The organism is Pseudomonas sp. 18058, from assembly GCF_902706155.1.
Taxonomy (GTDB): domain Bacteria; phylum Pseudomonadota; class Gammaproteobacteria; order Pseudomonadales; family Pseudomonadaceae; genus Aquipseudomonas; species Aquipseudomonas rustica.
In genome coordinates this window covers 1-13,903 of the sequence record NZ_CACSJY010000014.1, presented here as the reverse complement: position 1 = coordinate 13,903, position 13,903 = coordinate 1, and the positions used below count along the sequence as shown (strand labels likewise).

At 58.4% G+C, this 13,903-nt stretch carries 11 protein-coding genes; 8 read left to right on the top strand and 3 right to left on the bottom strand.

The features are described from left to right. Nucleotides 1–23: 23 nt before the first annotated feature. The 5 genes from cheR to flgE all read left to right on the top strand — a co-directional run bounded on the left by cheR (nt 24) and on the right by flgE (nt 4,176). Nucleotides 24–851 carry a protein-glutamate O-methyltransferase CheR gene (cheR, locus tag GVL50_RS09925; protein WP_053122821.1) on the top strand — a complete coding sequence of 276 codons (828 nt, stop codon included), beginning with the start codon at nt 24–26 and terminating at the stop codon, nt 849–851. Between the two features lie 360 nt (nt 852–1,211). After that, nucleotides 1,212–1,619 carry a flagellar basal body rod protein FlgB gene (flgB, locus tag GVL50_RS09920; protein WP_053122819.1) on the top strand — a complete coding sequence of 136 codons (408 nt, stop codon included), beginning with the start codon at nt 1,212–1,214 and terminating at the stop codon, nt 1,617–1,619. A 3-nt stretch (nt 1,620–1,622) separates the two neighbouring features. Further along, nucleotides 1,623–2,066: a flagellar basal body rod protein FlgC gene (flgC, locus tag GVL50_RS09915; RefSeq protein ID WP_053122816.1), complete on the top strand. Its 444-nt coding sequence runs from the start codon at nt 1,623–1,625 to the stop codon at nt 2,064–2,066. Between the two features lie 15 nt (nt 2,067–2,081). Then, on the top strand, nt 2,082–2,810 hold the full coding sequence (gene flgD, locus GVL50_RS09910) for a flagellar hook assembly protein FlgD (protein WP_053122813.1): 729 nt from the start codon (nt 2,082–2,084) through the stop codon (nt 2,808–2,810). Between the two features lie 31 nt (nt 2,811–2,841). Next, nucleotides 2,842–4,176, top strand: coding sequence for a flagellar hook protein FlgE (gene flgE / locus GVL50_RS09905; protein ID WP_159812701.1), 1,335 nt, complete (start codon nt 2,842–2,844; stop codon nt 4,174–4,176). Nucleotides 4,177–5,197: 1,021 nt separating this feature from the next. Here the strand turns inward: flgE and GVL50_RS09900 are convergent. After that, a complete protein-coding gene (locus GVL50_RS09900) occupies nt 5,198–8,092 on the bottom strand; it encodes a ribonucleoside-diphosphate reductase subunit alpha (RefSeq protein WP_159812699.1) in 2,895 nt (964 codons plus the stop codon). Nucleotides 8,093–8,924: 832 nt separating this feature from the next. Here GVL50_RS09900 and GVL50_RS09895 point away from each other — a divergent pair. Next, a complete protein-coding gene (locus GVL50_RS09895; protein ID WP_159812697.1) occupies nt 8,925–9,647 on the top strand; it encodes a response regulator in 723 nt (240 codons plus the stop codon). Continuing rightward, entirely contained in the window at nt 9,644–11,254 is a 1,611-nt protein-coding gene (locus tag GVL50_RS09890; protein WP_159812695.1) for an ATP-binding protein, read from the top strand. The genes GVL50_RS09895 and GVL50_RS09890 overlap by 4 nt, the downstream gene beginning before the upstream one ends. A 117-nt stretch (nt 11,255–11,371) precedes the next feature. Here the strand turns inward: GVL50_RS09890 and GVL50_RS09885 are convergent, their stop codons facing one another. Together GVL50_RS09885 and GVL50_RS09880 are read right to left on the bottom strand one after the other, a co-directional pair. Continuing rightward, nucleotides 11,372–12,091, bottom strand: a complete 720-nt coding sequence (locus GVL50_RS09885) for a 4'-phosphopantetheinyl transferase (RefSeq protein ID WP_159812693.1) — start codon at nt 12,089–12,091, stop codon at nt 11,372–11,374. Nucleotides 12,092–12,286: 195 nt separating this feature from the next. Continuing rightward, nucleotides 12,287–13,078, bottom strand: a complete 792-nt coding sequence (locus tag GVL50_RS09880; protein ID WP_159812691.1) for a dienelactone hydrolase family protein — start codon at nt 13,076–13,078, stop codon at nt 12,287–12,289. Between the two features lie 144 nt (nt 13,079–13,222). On the opposite strand from GVL50_RS09880, the gene GVL50_RS09875 reads away from it, so the two are divergent. Beyond that, nucleotides 13,223–13,828 carry a hypothetical protein gene (locus tag GVL50_RS09875; RefSeq protein WP_159812689.1) on the top strand — a complete coding sequence of 202 codons (606 nt, stop codon included), beginning with the start codon at nt 13,223–13,225 and terminating at the stop codon, nt 13,826–13,828. The last annotated feature ends 75 nt before the right edge of the window (nt 13,829–13,903 follow it).

The window sequence follows — 13,903 nt, the reverse complement described above, 5'->3', positions numbered from 1 at the left end:
ACACGATTTAAGAGGCGGCATCATTGTCTACGGGTAATTTGGATTTCGAACAGTTCCGGGTCTTCCTGGAAAAAGCCTGTGGCATTTTGCTCGGTGAAAACAAGCAGTATCTGGTCTCGAGCCGTCTCAACAAACTGATGGAACAGCAAGGCATCAAATCCCTGGGTGAGCTGGTGCAGCGCATCCAGACCCAGCCGCGCAGCGGTTTGCGCGAGCAGGTGGTTGATGCCATGACGACCAACGAAACCCTGTGGTTTCGTGACACCTATCCGTTTGAAGTCTTGAAGAAAAAAGTCCTGCCCGAAGCGATCAAGGCCAGCCCCAACCAGCGTCTGCGGATCTGGTCGGCAGCGTGCTCGTCGGGTCAGGAACCGTATTCGCTGTCGATGTCGATCGATGAGTTCGAACGCACTAACCTCGGTCAGCTGAAGATGGGCGTGCAGATTGTTGCCACCGATCTGTCCGGCCTGATGCTCAACAACTGCAAGACCGGCGAGTACGACAGCCTGGCCATTGGCCGCGGTTTGTCGCCGGAACGTCTGCAGCGTTACTTCGATCCGAAAGGCCCGGGGCGCTGGGTGATCAAGGCGCCGATCAAAAGCCGCGTCGAGTTCCGCTCGTTCAACCTGCTCGACAGCTACGCCGCGCTGGGCAAGTTCGACATCGTGTTCTGCCGCAACGTGTTGATCTACTTTTCTGCCGAAGTGAAGAAAGACATCCTGCTGCGCATTCACAGCACGCTGAAGCCGGGCGGTTATCTGTTCCTTGGCGCATCGGAAGCGCTGAACGGTTTGCCGGATCATTACCAGATGGTGCAGTGCAGCCCGGGGATTATTTACCAGGCGAAATGATTGACGAGTGGCAACACACGAACGGGAGTCCTCAGGGGCTCCCGTTTTTTTGTACCCGAAGAAACTCTCCCAGACACCAAAAAATCTGTAGGAGCAAGGCTTGCCCGCGAAGACGGTATGTCTGGTTAATTGATGTCGACTGGCTCGACGTCTTCGCGGGCAAGCCTTGCTCCTACACAGCGGGGCGTGCGGGGAGGCAAGCGGCAGAAAAGCGGCATCTGGCGGAAACCGCTTGCCGCTTTTCTGGCATTGCCGCTTTGCCGGCTGCCCGCAAAGCCCCGGTTTACGGGGTTTCTTCTGTTTGGCACGCGGCTTGCTAAAGCTCATGTACGAAAAACCGGTCACCTGAAGGTTCCCGACATGAGCATCAGCTTCGATAAAGCGCTCGGCATTCACGAAAAAGCATTGGGCTTCCGCGCCCAGCGTGCCGAAGTGCTGGCCAACAACATCGCCAACGCCGATACCCCGAACTACAAGGCGCGGGATCTGGACTTCTCGAAAGTGCTCGAAGCACAGACCCAGAAGAACGCCAACGGCACCATCGCCCTGAACATGACCAACAGCCGTCACATCGAAGCTGAAGGCCTGGGCAATGGCGACGAATCGCTGCTGTATCGCACGCCGATGCAACCTTCGATCGACCAGAACACCGTGGATGCGCAACTGGAACAGTCCAACTACGCGGAAAACGCCGTGGGCTTCCAGGCCAGCTTCACGCTGCTCAACAGCAAATTCAAAGGGCTGGTCTCAGCCCTGCGCGGAGAATAATCCATGTCCCTGTCCAGCGTTTTCAACATTGCCGGCAGCGGCATGAGCGCACAAACCACGCGTCTGAACACCGTGGCGTCGAACATCGCCAACGCCGAAACCGTTTCGTCGAGCATCGACCAGACCTACCGCGCCCGTCACCCGGTGTTCGCCACCATGTTCCAGGGCGGCCAAAACGCTGGCAGCAACTCGCTGTTCCAGAGTCAGGACGCCGCGGGGCAGGGCGTGCAGGTACTCGGTGTGGTCGAAGACCAGAGCAACCTCGAAGCGCGTTACGAGCCGAACCATCCGGCGGCCGACGCCAAAGGCTACGTCTACTACCCGAACGTCAACGTGGTGGAAGAAATGGCTGACATGATTTCCGCGAGCCGTTCGTTCCAGACCAACGCCGAAATGATGAACACCGCCAAAACCATGATGCAGAAGGTACTGACCCTAGGTCAGTAATAAGGGGCGACTGCCATGAGCGTTACCGATACCACCAGCTCCCTGAGCATGAACGACATTCTGGCCAACTCGTCGAAGACGGCCAGCAGCAGCACCTCCGGCGGCATCGCTTCGGCGACCAACAGCGCCACCGGTGGCCAGGCGCTGGGCAAAGATGCGTTCCTGCAATTGCTGGTGACCCAGCTGAAAAACCAGAACCCGCTCGATCCGCAGGACAACAGTGCGTTCGTTGCACAGTTGGCGCAGTTCAGCAGTCTGGAAGGCATCACCACACTGAACAGCACCGTCAGCTCGCTGGCCGGCAACTACAACTCCTCGCAAGCCTTGCAGGCGTCGTCGCTGGTCGGTCGCAACGTGATCGTGCAGACCAACACCGCGCAGCTCGACGACCCAACCAAAGGCCTGACCGGTTCGGTCACCGTGCCTTCGTCGATCGCCGGCGGCACCGTCACCATCACCGATAAAGACGGCAAGGCTGTTCGCACTATCGATCTGGGCAGCCGCGCGGCCGGCGATGCCAGCTTCACTTGGGACGGCAAGGATTCTTCCGGCACCGTGGTGCCGGTCGGTACTTACACCTTCAAGGCCAGCGCACCGATCGATGGCGCCGCAACGGATCTGGCCACTTACCTGCCGGCCACGGTCAACAGCGTGACCATCAGCCAGACCGGCGGCGAGCTGATGCTCAACCTGGCCGGCAAGGGCAGCGTTGCCCTGTCCAAAGTACAAACCATTGGTATATAGAGCCGATTAACCCGGCACAAAGGAGTGGAATATGTCTTTCAATATCGGCCTTAGCGGTCTCTATGCAGCCAACAAACAACTGGACGTGACCGGCAACAACATCGCCAACGTTGCCACCGCCGGTTTCAAATCCTCGCGCGCAGAATTCGAAGACGTCTACTCGGCGACTCGTCTGGGCAGCGGCAGCAAAGTGATTGGTAACGGCGTGCGCCTGGCCAACGTTTCGCAGCAGTTCACCCAGGGTGACATCAGCAACACCGGTAACGTGCTCGACATGGGTATCAACGGTTCGGGCTTCTTTACCATGAGCAATAACGGTTCGGTGTCGTACACCCGTGCCGGTACGTTCAAGGTCGACAACGCCGGTTATATCACCAACACCGATTACACCTCGCGTCTGCAGGGTTACGGTGTGGATGCCAACGGCAAGATTCTCAACGGTGTGTTGACTGACCTGAAAATCGACACGTCGAACCTGGCACCGAAATCGACTTCGTCGGTGACCTCGACCATCAACCTGAATTCGTCGGCACCGGTGATCGTTGATACCGGCGCCAATGCGGTCAAGTTCGATCCATCGAAAGCCGAGACGTACACCAAGTCGTTCAGCACACCGATCTATGACACTCAGGGTAACTCCCACGTCATGGATCAGTACGTGGTGAAGACCAGCGACAACACCTGGAAGGTTTACACCCTGGTTGACGGCCGTAACCCGGACGCGACCGGCAGTGATCCAACCCTGACGGCGCCGACGGCTTCGACGTTGTCGTTCGACAGCTCGGGCAAGTTGACTCAGGTGAGCACGCCGAATCCGGCGGATCCTGCAAATCCGATTATCAGCAGCGACTTGACGCTGAGTAACTGGAAGCCAGGCACTGTGACCAATGGTGTGTTTACGCCTAACGGTGCGGCAGCGAACCCGGCGGGTGTGACCATTTCGATGGCCAAGACTACTCAGTACAACGCTGATACTGCGCGTTCGATTCCGACTCAGGATGGTTATGCCACCGGGCAGATCACTAACCTGACGATTGATGGCACCGGTACCTTGTTCGCCAACTTCAGTAACAATCAGAGCAAGGCGATTGGGCAGGTGGCGTTGGCCAGTTTCACTAACGAGCAGGGTTTGCAGGCGGTTGGTGGTACTAGCTGGAAGGAGACGTTTGCTTCGGGTATTCCGGGGTACGATGCGCCGGAGACCGGGACTTTGGGTTCGATCGCGTCGAACTCGCTGGAGGAGTCGAACGTTAACCTGACGAATGAGTTGGTTGATTTGATCAAGGGTCAGAGTAACTATCAGGCGAATGCGAAGACGATTTCTACGCAGAGCACGATTATGCAGACCATTATTCAGATGACCTGATTTTTGGTTTTGCTGTTTGAGAAGGGCCCCTCTTTTTGAGGGGCTTTTTTTTGGGTTTGGGTTTATATCCGTTGCTGCGGGGGTGGCTGATTATGGTTCCGCCCTTACGGCGGGTCACTTTTGGCAAACGCCCCAAAAGTAACCAAAAGGTCTGTTCCCTGACGTCCGGCCCTCGCTAAGGCTCGGGTTCCTTCGCTCCGGGTTCATCCGGGGGCATCGCCTACGGTTTGCTTCGCTGCACCTCCTCTCGATGCTTTCCCCGTATGAATCCCTCCACTCAGCCTCCCGACGGGCTCTAAGATCAAAAGCTGCACCCGAGCTTGCGCTCATCGTGTTGAGTGGTGAAGAGCTCAGCGTGATCGGCTTTTGATTTTCGTTGGATTCGCCCCTCACCCCAGCCCTCTCCCGAGGGAGAGGGGGCCGATTTTTGGGTTTCTCAGGATTTGTGTTCGGCTCGGTATTTCATGTCGGCGTACCTCTCCCAATCCACGCGGTCAGTATCCTCTCCCACCGGGAGAGGGCTAGGGTGAGGGACTCTTGATTTGGATTTGAAGCTCAAATTCAACTCGGTATTTCATGTCGGTGCATCTTGCCCAAAACACCCCGGTCAGTCCCCTCTCCCTCTGGGAGAGGGCTAGTGAGGGGCTCTTGATTTGGATTTGAAGTTCAAATTCAACTCGGTATTTCATGTCGGTGCATCTTGCCCAAACACCCCGGTCAGTCCCCTCTCCCACCGGGAGAGGGCTAGTGCGATGGGCTCTTGATTTGGATTTGAAGCTCAAATTCAACTCGGTATTTCACGTCGGTGCATCTTGCCCAAACACCCCGGTCAGTTCCCTCTCCCTCTGGGAGAGGGCTAGGGTGAGGGTTTGCTTTTGATTTGATTGGGGGAGTGAGCCTGCTGGCGATAGCTGTTCATATTCAATCCATTTCAACCAGCCCAAAAAAAGCCCCCAACAAACCAGAGGTCTGTCAGGGGCTTTTTCAATCAGGTGTTTTTCAACACCTGATTTCGCTCAGCTTATTGGCAAGCTTCGCAATCCGGCTCGTCGATCGCGCAGGCTTTTGGCACTGGCGCTGGGCCGGCTGGAGCAGCCAGGACCGAATCATCACCGTGGTTGCCGCCGCTGGATACAGCGTTCAGCTTGCTGGTGCTGATGGTCGACTTCTCGGTGCTGGTCGCGGCCAGGGCACGGAGGTAGTAGGTGGTTTTCAGGCCACGGTACCAAGCCATGCGGTAGGTCACGTCGAGTTTCTTGCCCGATGCGCCAGCGATGTACAGGTTCAGCGATTGGGCCTGGTCGATCCACTTCTGACGACGGCTGGCCGCGTCAACGATCCACTTGGTGTCCACTTCAAAGGCAGTCGCGTAGAGCTCTTTGAGTTCTTGCGGGATGCGCTCGATTTGCTGAACCGAACCGTCGTAGTACTTCAGGTCGTTGATCATGACCGAGTCCCACAGACCGCGAGCCTTGAGGTCGCGAACCAGGTACGGGTTGATCACGGTGAATTCGCCCGACAGGTTCGATTTCACATACAGGTTCTGATAAGTCGGTTCGATCGACTGCGAGACGCCAGTGATGTTGGCGATGGTCGCGGTCGGTGCGATGGCCATGATGTTGGAGTTACGAATGCCTTTCTGTACACGGGCGCGAACCGGTGCCCAGTCCAGGGATTCGTTCAGGTCAACGTCGATGTACTTCTGGCCACGTTGCTCGATCAGGATCTGTTGCGAATCCAGTGGCAGGATGCCTTTGGACCACAGCGAACCCTGGAACGTCTCGTACGCGCCGCGCTCGTCGGCCAGGTCGCAGGACGCCTGGATTGCGTAGTAGCTGACCGCTTCCATCGACTTGTCGGCGAATTCGACGGCAGCGTCGGAACCGTAAGGGATGTGCTGCAGGTACAGCGCGTCCTGGAAGCCCATGATGCCCAGACCGACCGGACGGTGCTTGAAGTTGGAGTTCTTCGCTTGTGGCACCGAGTAGTAGTTGATGTCGATAACGTTATCGAGCATGCGCACGGCGGTGTTCACGGTGCGTTCCAGCTTGGCGGTGTCCAGCTTGCCGTTGACGATGTGGTTCGGCAGGTTGATCGAGCCCAGGTTGCAAACGGCGATTTCGTCCTTGTTGGTGTTCAAGGTGATTTCGGTGCACAGGTTCGAGCTGTGAACCACGCCGACGTGCTGCTGCGGGCTGCGCAGGTTGCACGGGTCTTTGAAGGTCAGCCATGGGTGGCCGGTTTCAAACAGCATGGAGAGCATTTTGCGCCACAGGTCTTTGGCCTGGATGGTCTTGAACAGACGAACCTTGCCTGGGTATTCGGTCAGGGCTTCGTAGTACTCGTAACGCTCTTCGAAGGCTTTACCGGTCAGGTCGTGCAGGTCCGGTACTTCGGATGGCGAGAACAGGGTCCACTTGCCGTCGTCGAAGACACGCTTCATGAACAGGTCAGGGATCCAGTTGGCAGTGTTCATGTCGTGGGTACGACGACGATCATCACCGGTGTTCTTGCGGAGTTCGATGAACTCCTCGATGTCCATGTGCCAGGTTTCCAGGTAAGCGCAGACAGCGCCTTTGCGCTTGCCACCCTGGTTAACGGCGACGGCGGTGTCGTTCACGACTTTCAGGAATGGAACCACGCCTTGCGACTTGCCGTTGGTGCCTTTGATGTACGAACCCAGTGCACGCACCGGTGTCCAGTCGTTGCCCAGGCCGCCAGCGAATTTCGACAACATGGCGTTGTCGTGGATCGCGTGGTAGATGCCCGACAGGTCATCCGGCACGGTGGTCAGGTAGCAGCTCGACAGCTGTGGACGCAGGGTACCGGCGTTGAACAGGGTCGGCGTCGACGACATGTAGTCGAAGGACGACAGCAGGTTGTAGAACTCGATCGCACGGTCTTCTTTCTGCTTCTCTTCGATCGCCAGGCCCATGGCCACGCGCATGAAGAAGATCTGCGGCAGTTCGAAGCGGATACCGTCTTTGTGGATGAAGTAACGGTCGTACAGGGTTTGCAGGCCCAGGTAGGTGAATTGCTGATCGCGCTCGTGGTTGATCGCCTTGCCCAGTTTTTCCAGGTCGAAGGTGGCCAGCACAGGGTTCAGCAGTTCGAACTCGATACCTTTGGCGATGTAAGCCGGCAGCGCCTTGGCGTACAGGTCGACCATCTCGTGGTGAGTAGCGCTTTCGGCCACACCGAGGAAGCCCAGGCCTTCGGCACGCAGGGTGTCCATCAGCAGGCGGGCGGTCACGAACGAGTAGTTCGGCTCGCGCTCAACCAGGGTTCGGGCGGTCATCACCAGGGCGGTGTTGACGTCGGTCAGGGCCACGCCGTCGTACAGGTTTTTCAGAGTTTCGCGCTGGATCAGGTCGCCGTCGACTTCTTCCAGACCTTCGCACGCTTCGGTGACGATGGTGTTCAGGCGGCCCATGTCCAGCGGCGCCAGACTGCCGTCAGTGCGGGTGATACGGATCGACGGGTGAGCGTTGACCGCTTCTTCGGTCGGGGCGTGGGCAGCGCGTTCTTTCGAACGACCGTCACGGTAGATCACGTAGTCGCGCGCCACTTTCTGCTCGCCGGCACGCATCAGGGCCAGTTCGACCTGGTCCTGGATTTCTTCGATGTGGATGGTGCCGCCCGAAGGCATGCGACGCTTGAAGGTCGCGGTGACTTGTTCGGTCAGGCGGGCAACAGTGTCGTGGATTCGCGACGAGGCGGCAGCGGTGCCGCCCTCAACTGCGAGGAACGCTTTGGTGATAGCGACGGTGATCTTGTCATCGGTGTAAGGAACGACAGTGCCATTACGCTTGATCACGCGCAGTTGACCAGGCGCGGTGGCTGCCAGATCCGAATTCGAATCAGCGGCCTGCGGCAAGGTGCCCTGCGGGTTCTCGCGAGTTGTGTCGGTTTGCATGGGGGGTGATCTCCACATTCTCTAGTTTGTTTGGGCACCATCATGGTGCCCACCGTTCTGGCCAGAAGCACTACAACCGACGGGCGTCGGGCATAACAACTTCGGACCAGTAGGAAAAAGGCTAATGACGCCGCGTCCCTGCCGAAGTTTTTGGCTGCGAGCCAAGGCTCGAGCCGGGTTCCATCCCGGGTGACAGTAATGACTGCAACACCCGTACCGTTTCGGTCGTTTCCGACCTGAAAAACGGTGCCATCCGCAAGTGCGGTTTGGTCTTCAGAAAACTTGCTTGGTTCAACCGGAAACCGGCAATAAATCGCTTGAGTTTCAGGTCTGAAATGTGGTTGGGCTTTTCAGTCAAAAACCCTATATGTAGGGTTTTTTTTTGCGCCGTGCTACAAGATAATGCGTTTCGAGGGGTGTTGCAACGTACTACCTGTGGATAAACCTGTGCGTAAATTGTGTAAGAAAGGTGGAATTCTCGTGTAGGCCGCGAACCTGCTGAGCTAGACCGTTTGTCACCGTTTTCTCACCGGGAAAAACGCTTCAGCGGATTTTTAAGGGCGCGAACCCTACCACAAAAAACCGCCTTGTCCGAACGCATTTACCGACTTGTGTTCTGGCTGTACGCCGTTTATACAATCGGGCCATGTGAACGCGACAAAAGCACGAGCGGATCCGTGTAGGAGCTGCCGAAGGCTGCGATCTTTTGATCTTGAAAAAAACAAAATCAAAAGATCACAGCCTCGTTTCACTCGACAGCTCCTACAGGGGATCGTCTGGATTCGGGCAATCGTCTTCCTTTATTAATAACAATAGAAAGCAGAGGTCACCGGTGGAGCAACAAGCCTGGCAGGTATTGATCGTCGAGGATGACCAGCGACTGGCCGAACTCACGCGCGACTACCTGCAAGCCAATGGACTGCGCGTGGAAATTGAAGGCAACGGTGCGCTCGCCGCAGCGCGGATCATCAATGAGCAACCGGATCTGGTGATCCTCGACCTGATGCTGCCCGGCGAAGATGGCCTGAGCATCTGCCGCAAAGTCCGCGACCGTTACGACGGGCCGATCCTGATGCTCACCGCGCGCACCGACGACGCCGATCAGATTCAGGGCCTCGACCTCGGCGCCGACGATTACGTGTGCAAACCGGTGCGCCCGCGTCTGTTATTGGCGCGGATTCAGGCGTTGCTGCGACGCAGTGACTCACCCGAGCCGACCAGCGAAAAAAGCCGTCGCCTGCAATTCGGCCCGCTGGTGGTCGACAACGCATTGCGCGAAGCCTGGCTCAGCGATAACGGCATCGAACTGACCAGCGCCGAATTCGATTTGCTCTGGCTGCTGGTCTCCAACGCCGGGCGCATTCTCTCGCGGGAAGAAATCTTCACAGCCCTGCGCGGCATCGGTTACGACGGCCAGGATCGCTCGATCGATGTGCGCATCTCGCGCATTCGCCCGAAAATCGGCGACGATCCTGACCATCCACGCCTGATCAAAACCGTGCGCAGCAAAGGTTACCTGTTCGTCCCTGAAGCCTGCGTAGACCTGCCGTTGTGAACTCGATCTTCCTGCGCATCTACGGCGGCATGTGCGCAGCGATCATTCTGGTGGCAGTGCTCGGCGTGCTGGCGCTTAACCTGCTCAACCAAGTGCGCAGCGAGCAGTACCGCGAGCGTCTGGCCCACGGCACGTTCTCGCTGATGGCCAGCAACCTGCAACCGATGAACGAAACCGAACGCCATCGCGCATTGCTGGTGTGGGAACGTTTGCTGGGGATTCCGCTGGCGCTGAAGAAGTTTACTGACACCGATCTCGACCTGACCCAGCGCACCCGCGTGCAGCGCGGCCAGGCTTTGGTCGAACAGACCGGCCCGCACGCGGCGAAGGTCTATCGACTGGTCAGCGACAAAGAGCAGCTTGTGCTCGTAGGCGAGGTGCAGCAGATCAGCGAGCAACTGGCCCGCGCGACTATTTACCTGCTCGCCGATGAGCTGGTGCGCGTGCCGGTCGCTGACCAACCGAAACGGCTGGCGCAGATAAAGGAAGAGAAGGGCTTCGGGTTCGATTTGCGTTTGGTCACGGTGGATGACGCCGACATGGACGAAGACCAGAGCCGCCGCGTGTCTGAAGGCGACACGGTGATGGCGCTGGGCAAGGGCGGCGATTCGATCCGCGTGTTCGCCGGTATGGTCGGCACGCCGTGGGTGCTGGAGATCGGCCCGCTGTACCAGATGAATCCCTATCCGCCGGAGTGGCTGGTGCTGATCGCCGCGCTCGGGCTGAGTCTGATCGGCTTGATCGTTTACTTGCTGGTGCGCCAACTCGAACGGCGTTTACGCGGTCTCGAAGCAGCGGCCACGCGCATCGCCAAAGGCAGTCTGGAAACCCGTGTGCCGGCGCGCGGTGCCGACTCGGTCGGACGGCTGGCGGCGGCGTTCAATGGCATGGCTGAGCACTTGCAACAACTGCTGGCGATTCAGCGTGAACTGGTGCGCGCGGTGTCCCACGAACTGCGCACGCCGGTGGCGCGTCTGCGTTTCGGTCTGGAAATGATCGGCTCGGCGACCTCCCCGCAAGCGCTGGAAAAATACCGCGAGGGCATGGATCACGACATCGAGGATCTCGATAAGCTGGTCGATGAGATGCTCACCTACGCGCGACTGGAGCAGGGCTCACCGGCGCTGACCTTCCAGCGGATTGATCTGGATGCGCTGGTCAATCAGGTCATCGAAGAATTGGCGCCGTTGCGCGCCGAGGTCACGGTGCAGCGCGGGCTGTGTCTGTCGGCTGCGGACAATGACGATGCGTGGGTCGAGGCTGAGCCGCGTTATCTGCACCGCGCGTTGCAGAATCTGGTGAGCAACGCCATGCGCCATGCCCGTTCGAACGTGACGGTGAGTTATCAGGTCGGGCAGTTGCGTTGCCGGGTCGACGTTGAGGATGACGGGCCGGGTGTGCCGGAAGTTGCCTGGGAGAAAATCTTCACGCCGTTTCTGCGCCTGGATGACAGCCGCACGCGCGCGTCGGGTGGGCATGGACTGGGGTTGTCGATTGTGCGACGGATTATTCACTGGCACGACGGCCGGGCGTTGATTGGCAAGAGCAAGAGTTTGGGCGGGGCGTGTTTTAGTTTGAGTTGGCCGAGGAATCAGGAACGACGTTGAGGTTTGTGGTGGCTGGGATGGCCCCTTCGCGAGCAAGCCCGCTCCCACAGGGGCACGCATTGCAAAATGTGGGAGCGGGCTTGCTCGCGAAGACGGCCGAACAGGCGCTGAAAATCCTCAGGCCTTAATGCTGACCAAACTCAACAACTGCCCATCCCGCACCCCAAACTGCGCATCCAGCTCCGTCCCGCTACACCATTCCGCAGACAAATCCGTCAGCAGCCGCAACCGAACCTCACCCGCCTCAGTCCACTCCAGGACTTCCGCATGCTCGAAGTAAAAGCGCTTCTGCACAATCGGATACAGCGCTTTGAACAAACTCTCCTTCACCGAAAACGTCAGCGTCACCCACAACGCCAACTGATCCCGCGAGCCTGCCGCCATGCGCTGCATTTCCGCCGGCGTGAGGATTTCTCCGGCGAGGCGTTCGGCGCGTTCGGCGTTGAGCAGGTTTTCCAGATCCATGCCCAAACCGCGCCAGTGCTGTTTATTGGCAACAATCGCTGCTGCGCGCCCAGTGCTGTGGGTGATCGAGCCGCAGATATGCGCCGGCCAAACGGGTGCGCGATCTTCGCCAATCGGCGGAACCACGCTGGAACCTTCCAGTTGCTGTAACGCCGCCCGAGCGCAGATCCGCCCCGCGAGAAATTCAGCCTGACGCTTGGCCACCGAACGCTGAATGCTCGGCGGCGGCTCAATGGCGCTGCGACGAAAGTCATCGCCGAGCAGTTGCGCCGGATCGAAGTGAGTACTGAGCAGCACGGTATCGGCCAGCACCGAGGGCAACGGCCAATCGGCATCGAGCGGGGTGCAGCAGGCGGGGAGGGTGAGGTTCATGGCGGGCATTTTGCCGGTTAGCACCCACGCTGACCAGTGCCTGCCCGTGTAGGAGCTGCCGAAGGCTGCGATCTTGATCGTTCCCACGCTCTGCGTGGGAATGCCTCAATAGACGCTCTGCGTCCGCGTTGGGACGCAGAGCGTCCCGGGCTGCATTCCCACGCAGAGCGTGGGAACGATCAGGGTCGGGGACGGTTAGCTGAAGATTTTCTGGAAGAACGCTTTCATGTCCGCCCAGGACTTCTCATCCGCTGCTTTGTTGTAACCAATATCCGGCCCGCCATGTTCGCCATGGCTCAAACGATCCGCATCCGGATTGGTAAAACCATGCTTGGCGCCCTCAAGCGTGACGAACTTGTAGTTGGCCCCGGCCTTGTCCATTTCCGACTTGAAGGCGATGACATTGTTCGGCGTGACCATGCTGTCCAGCGCGCCATGCTCCACCAGAATTTTCGCCTTCACACTGCCAGGCGTCGCTGGCGTATTGGTCGCCAACGCGCCGTGGAAACTCACCACGCCCAACAACGGCTCACCCTGACGCGCCGCGTTCAGCACCACGCCCCCGCCGAAGCAATAACCAATGGCTGCGAGTTTGTTCACGTCGGTCTGTGGCTGTTTCTTCAGCAAATCCAGACCGGCTTCGAAGCGTTTGCTCGATGCCGCCGAATCCTTGCTCGCCGCCTGCATGAACGCCATCGCATCCTTCGGGTGCTCGGTGTTCTTGCCCTCGCCGTACATATCAATCGCCAGCGCGCTGTAGCCAAGCTCGGCGAGATCACGCGCTCGGCGTTTGGCGTAATCGTTCAGGCCCCACCACTCATGCACCACGACGACGCCCGGGCGTGCGCCTTTTATAGCGTCGTCATAAGCGTAATAGCCGATCAGTTTGGTGCCGTCGGCACTCTGGTAGGGGATTTCTTCGGTCTTGATCGCTGCCTGAGTCAGGCTGCTGACCGCCAGCAAAGTGAGGGCGAGGAACAGGCGCATGGTCGGGGTCTCTTTATCGAAAGTGGTCAAAACAGCCTAGACGATTTGGTTCAGGTCAGGTTCAGAGACGGTTCAGGGGCGGTACAGGGGCTGGTCAGTAACCTTGCGCCATACCCAAACAGCACTGTGAAAGAGGAAATACCCATGACTCGTCTAAACAAACTGCTGCTGGCATTTACCCTGTTGGGCTCCAGCCTCGCGGCCAATGCCGACGACACCACCAATTTCGCCGGCCTGTCCTTCGGCCAGACCAGTGACAAGATCGACAAGTCCAACGCGCTGAACGACAACCTCGGTCACCCGAACGCCACCGGCGCCATCGATGGCAACAACACTTACGGCGTACGCCTCGGTCAGCAAAACAGCCAGGGTCGCTACTACGCCACCTACGACAACGTGTCGGGCTCGCACAATGGCATTAAACTGCGGCAGGAAAATCTGCTCGGCAGCTACGATCTGTTCTACCCGGTGGGCGGCAGCACCAAGTTGTTCGGCGGTGCCACGGCGGGTCTGACTAAACTGACTCAGGATTCGCCAGGCTACAGCCGCGACAGTGACATCGGTTATGCGGTCGGCGGGCAGTTGGGTGTGTTGCAACAAGTCACCCAGAACACCTCGGTGGAACTCGGTTATCGTTACCTGATGAGCAATGCCAGCACCGAAATGAAAGAAAGCGGCGGCAGCAAACAAGGCTCGCTGGATCTGAACAGCAGCGCGCAGACTTACCTGTCGGCCAACTACAACTTCTGAGGACGACAGTGAAATCATTGTGGGAGCGGGCTTGCTCGCGAAAGCGGAGGATCAGTCAATGTAGATGTTGACTGA

Excerpts from the sequence above, each read along its gene's own strand:
- flgB (WP_053122819.1), top strand. The coding sequence starts at position 1,212 with ATGAGCATCAGCTTCGATAAAGCGCTCGGCATTCACGAAAAAGCATTG.
- flgC (WP_053122816.1), top strand. The coding sequence starts at position 1,623 with ATGTCCCTGTCCAGCGTTTTCAACATTGCCGGCAGCGGCATGAGCGCA.
- flgD (WP_053122813.1), top strand. The coding sequence starts at position 2,082 with ATGAGCGTTACCGATACCACCAGCTCCCTGAGCATGAACGACATTCTG.
- flgE (WP_159812701.1), top strand. The coding sequence starts at position 2,842 with ATGTCTTTCAATATCGGCCTTAGCGGTCTCTATGCAGCCAACAAACAA.
- GVL50_RS09900 (WP_159812699.1), bottom strand. The coding sequence starts at position 8,092 with ATGCAAACCGACACAACTCGCGAGAACCCGCAGGGCACCTTGCCGCAG.
- GVL50_RS09885 (WP_159812693.1), bottom strand. The coding sequence starts at position 12,091 with ATGAACCTCACCCTCCCCGCCTGCTGCACCCCGCTCGATGCCGATTGG.
- GVL50_RS09880 (WP_159812691.1), bottom strand. The coding sequence starts at position 13,078 with ATGCGCCTGTTCCTCGCCCTCACTTTGCTGGCGGTCAGCAGCCTGACT.
- GVL50_RS09875 (WP_159812689.1), top strand. The coding sequence starts at position 13,223 with ATGACTCGTCTAAACAAACTGCTGCTGGCATTTACCCTGTTGGGCTCC.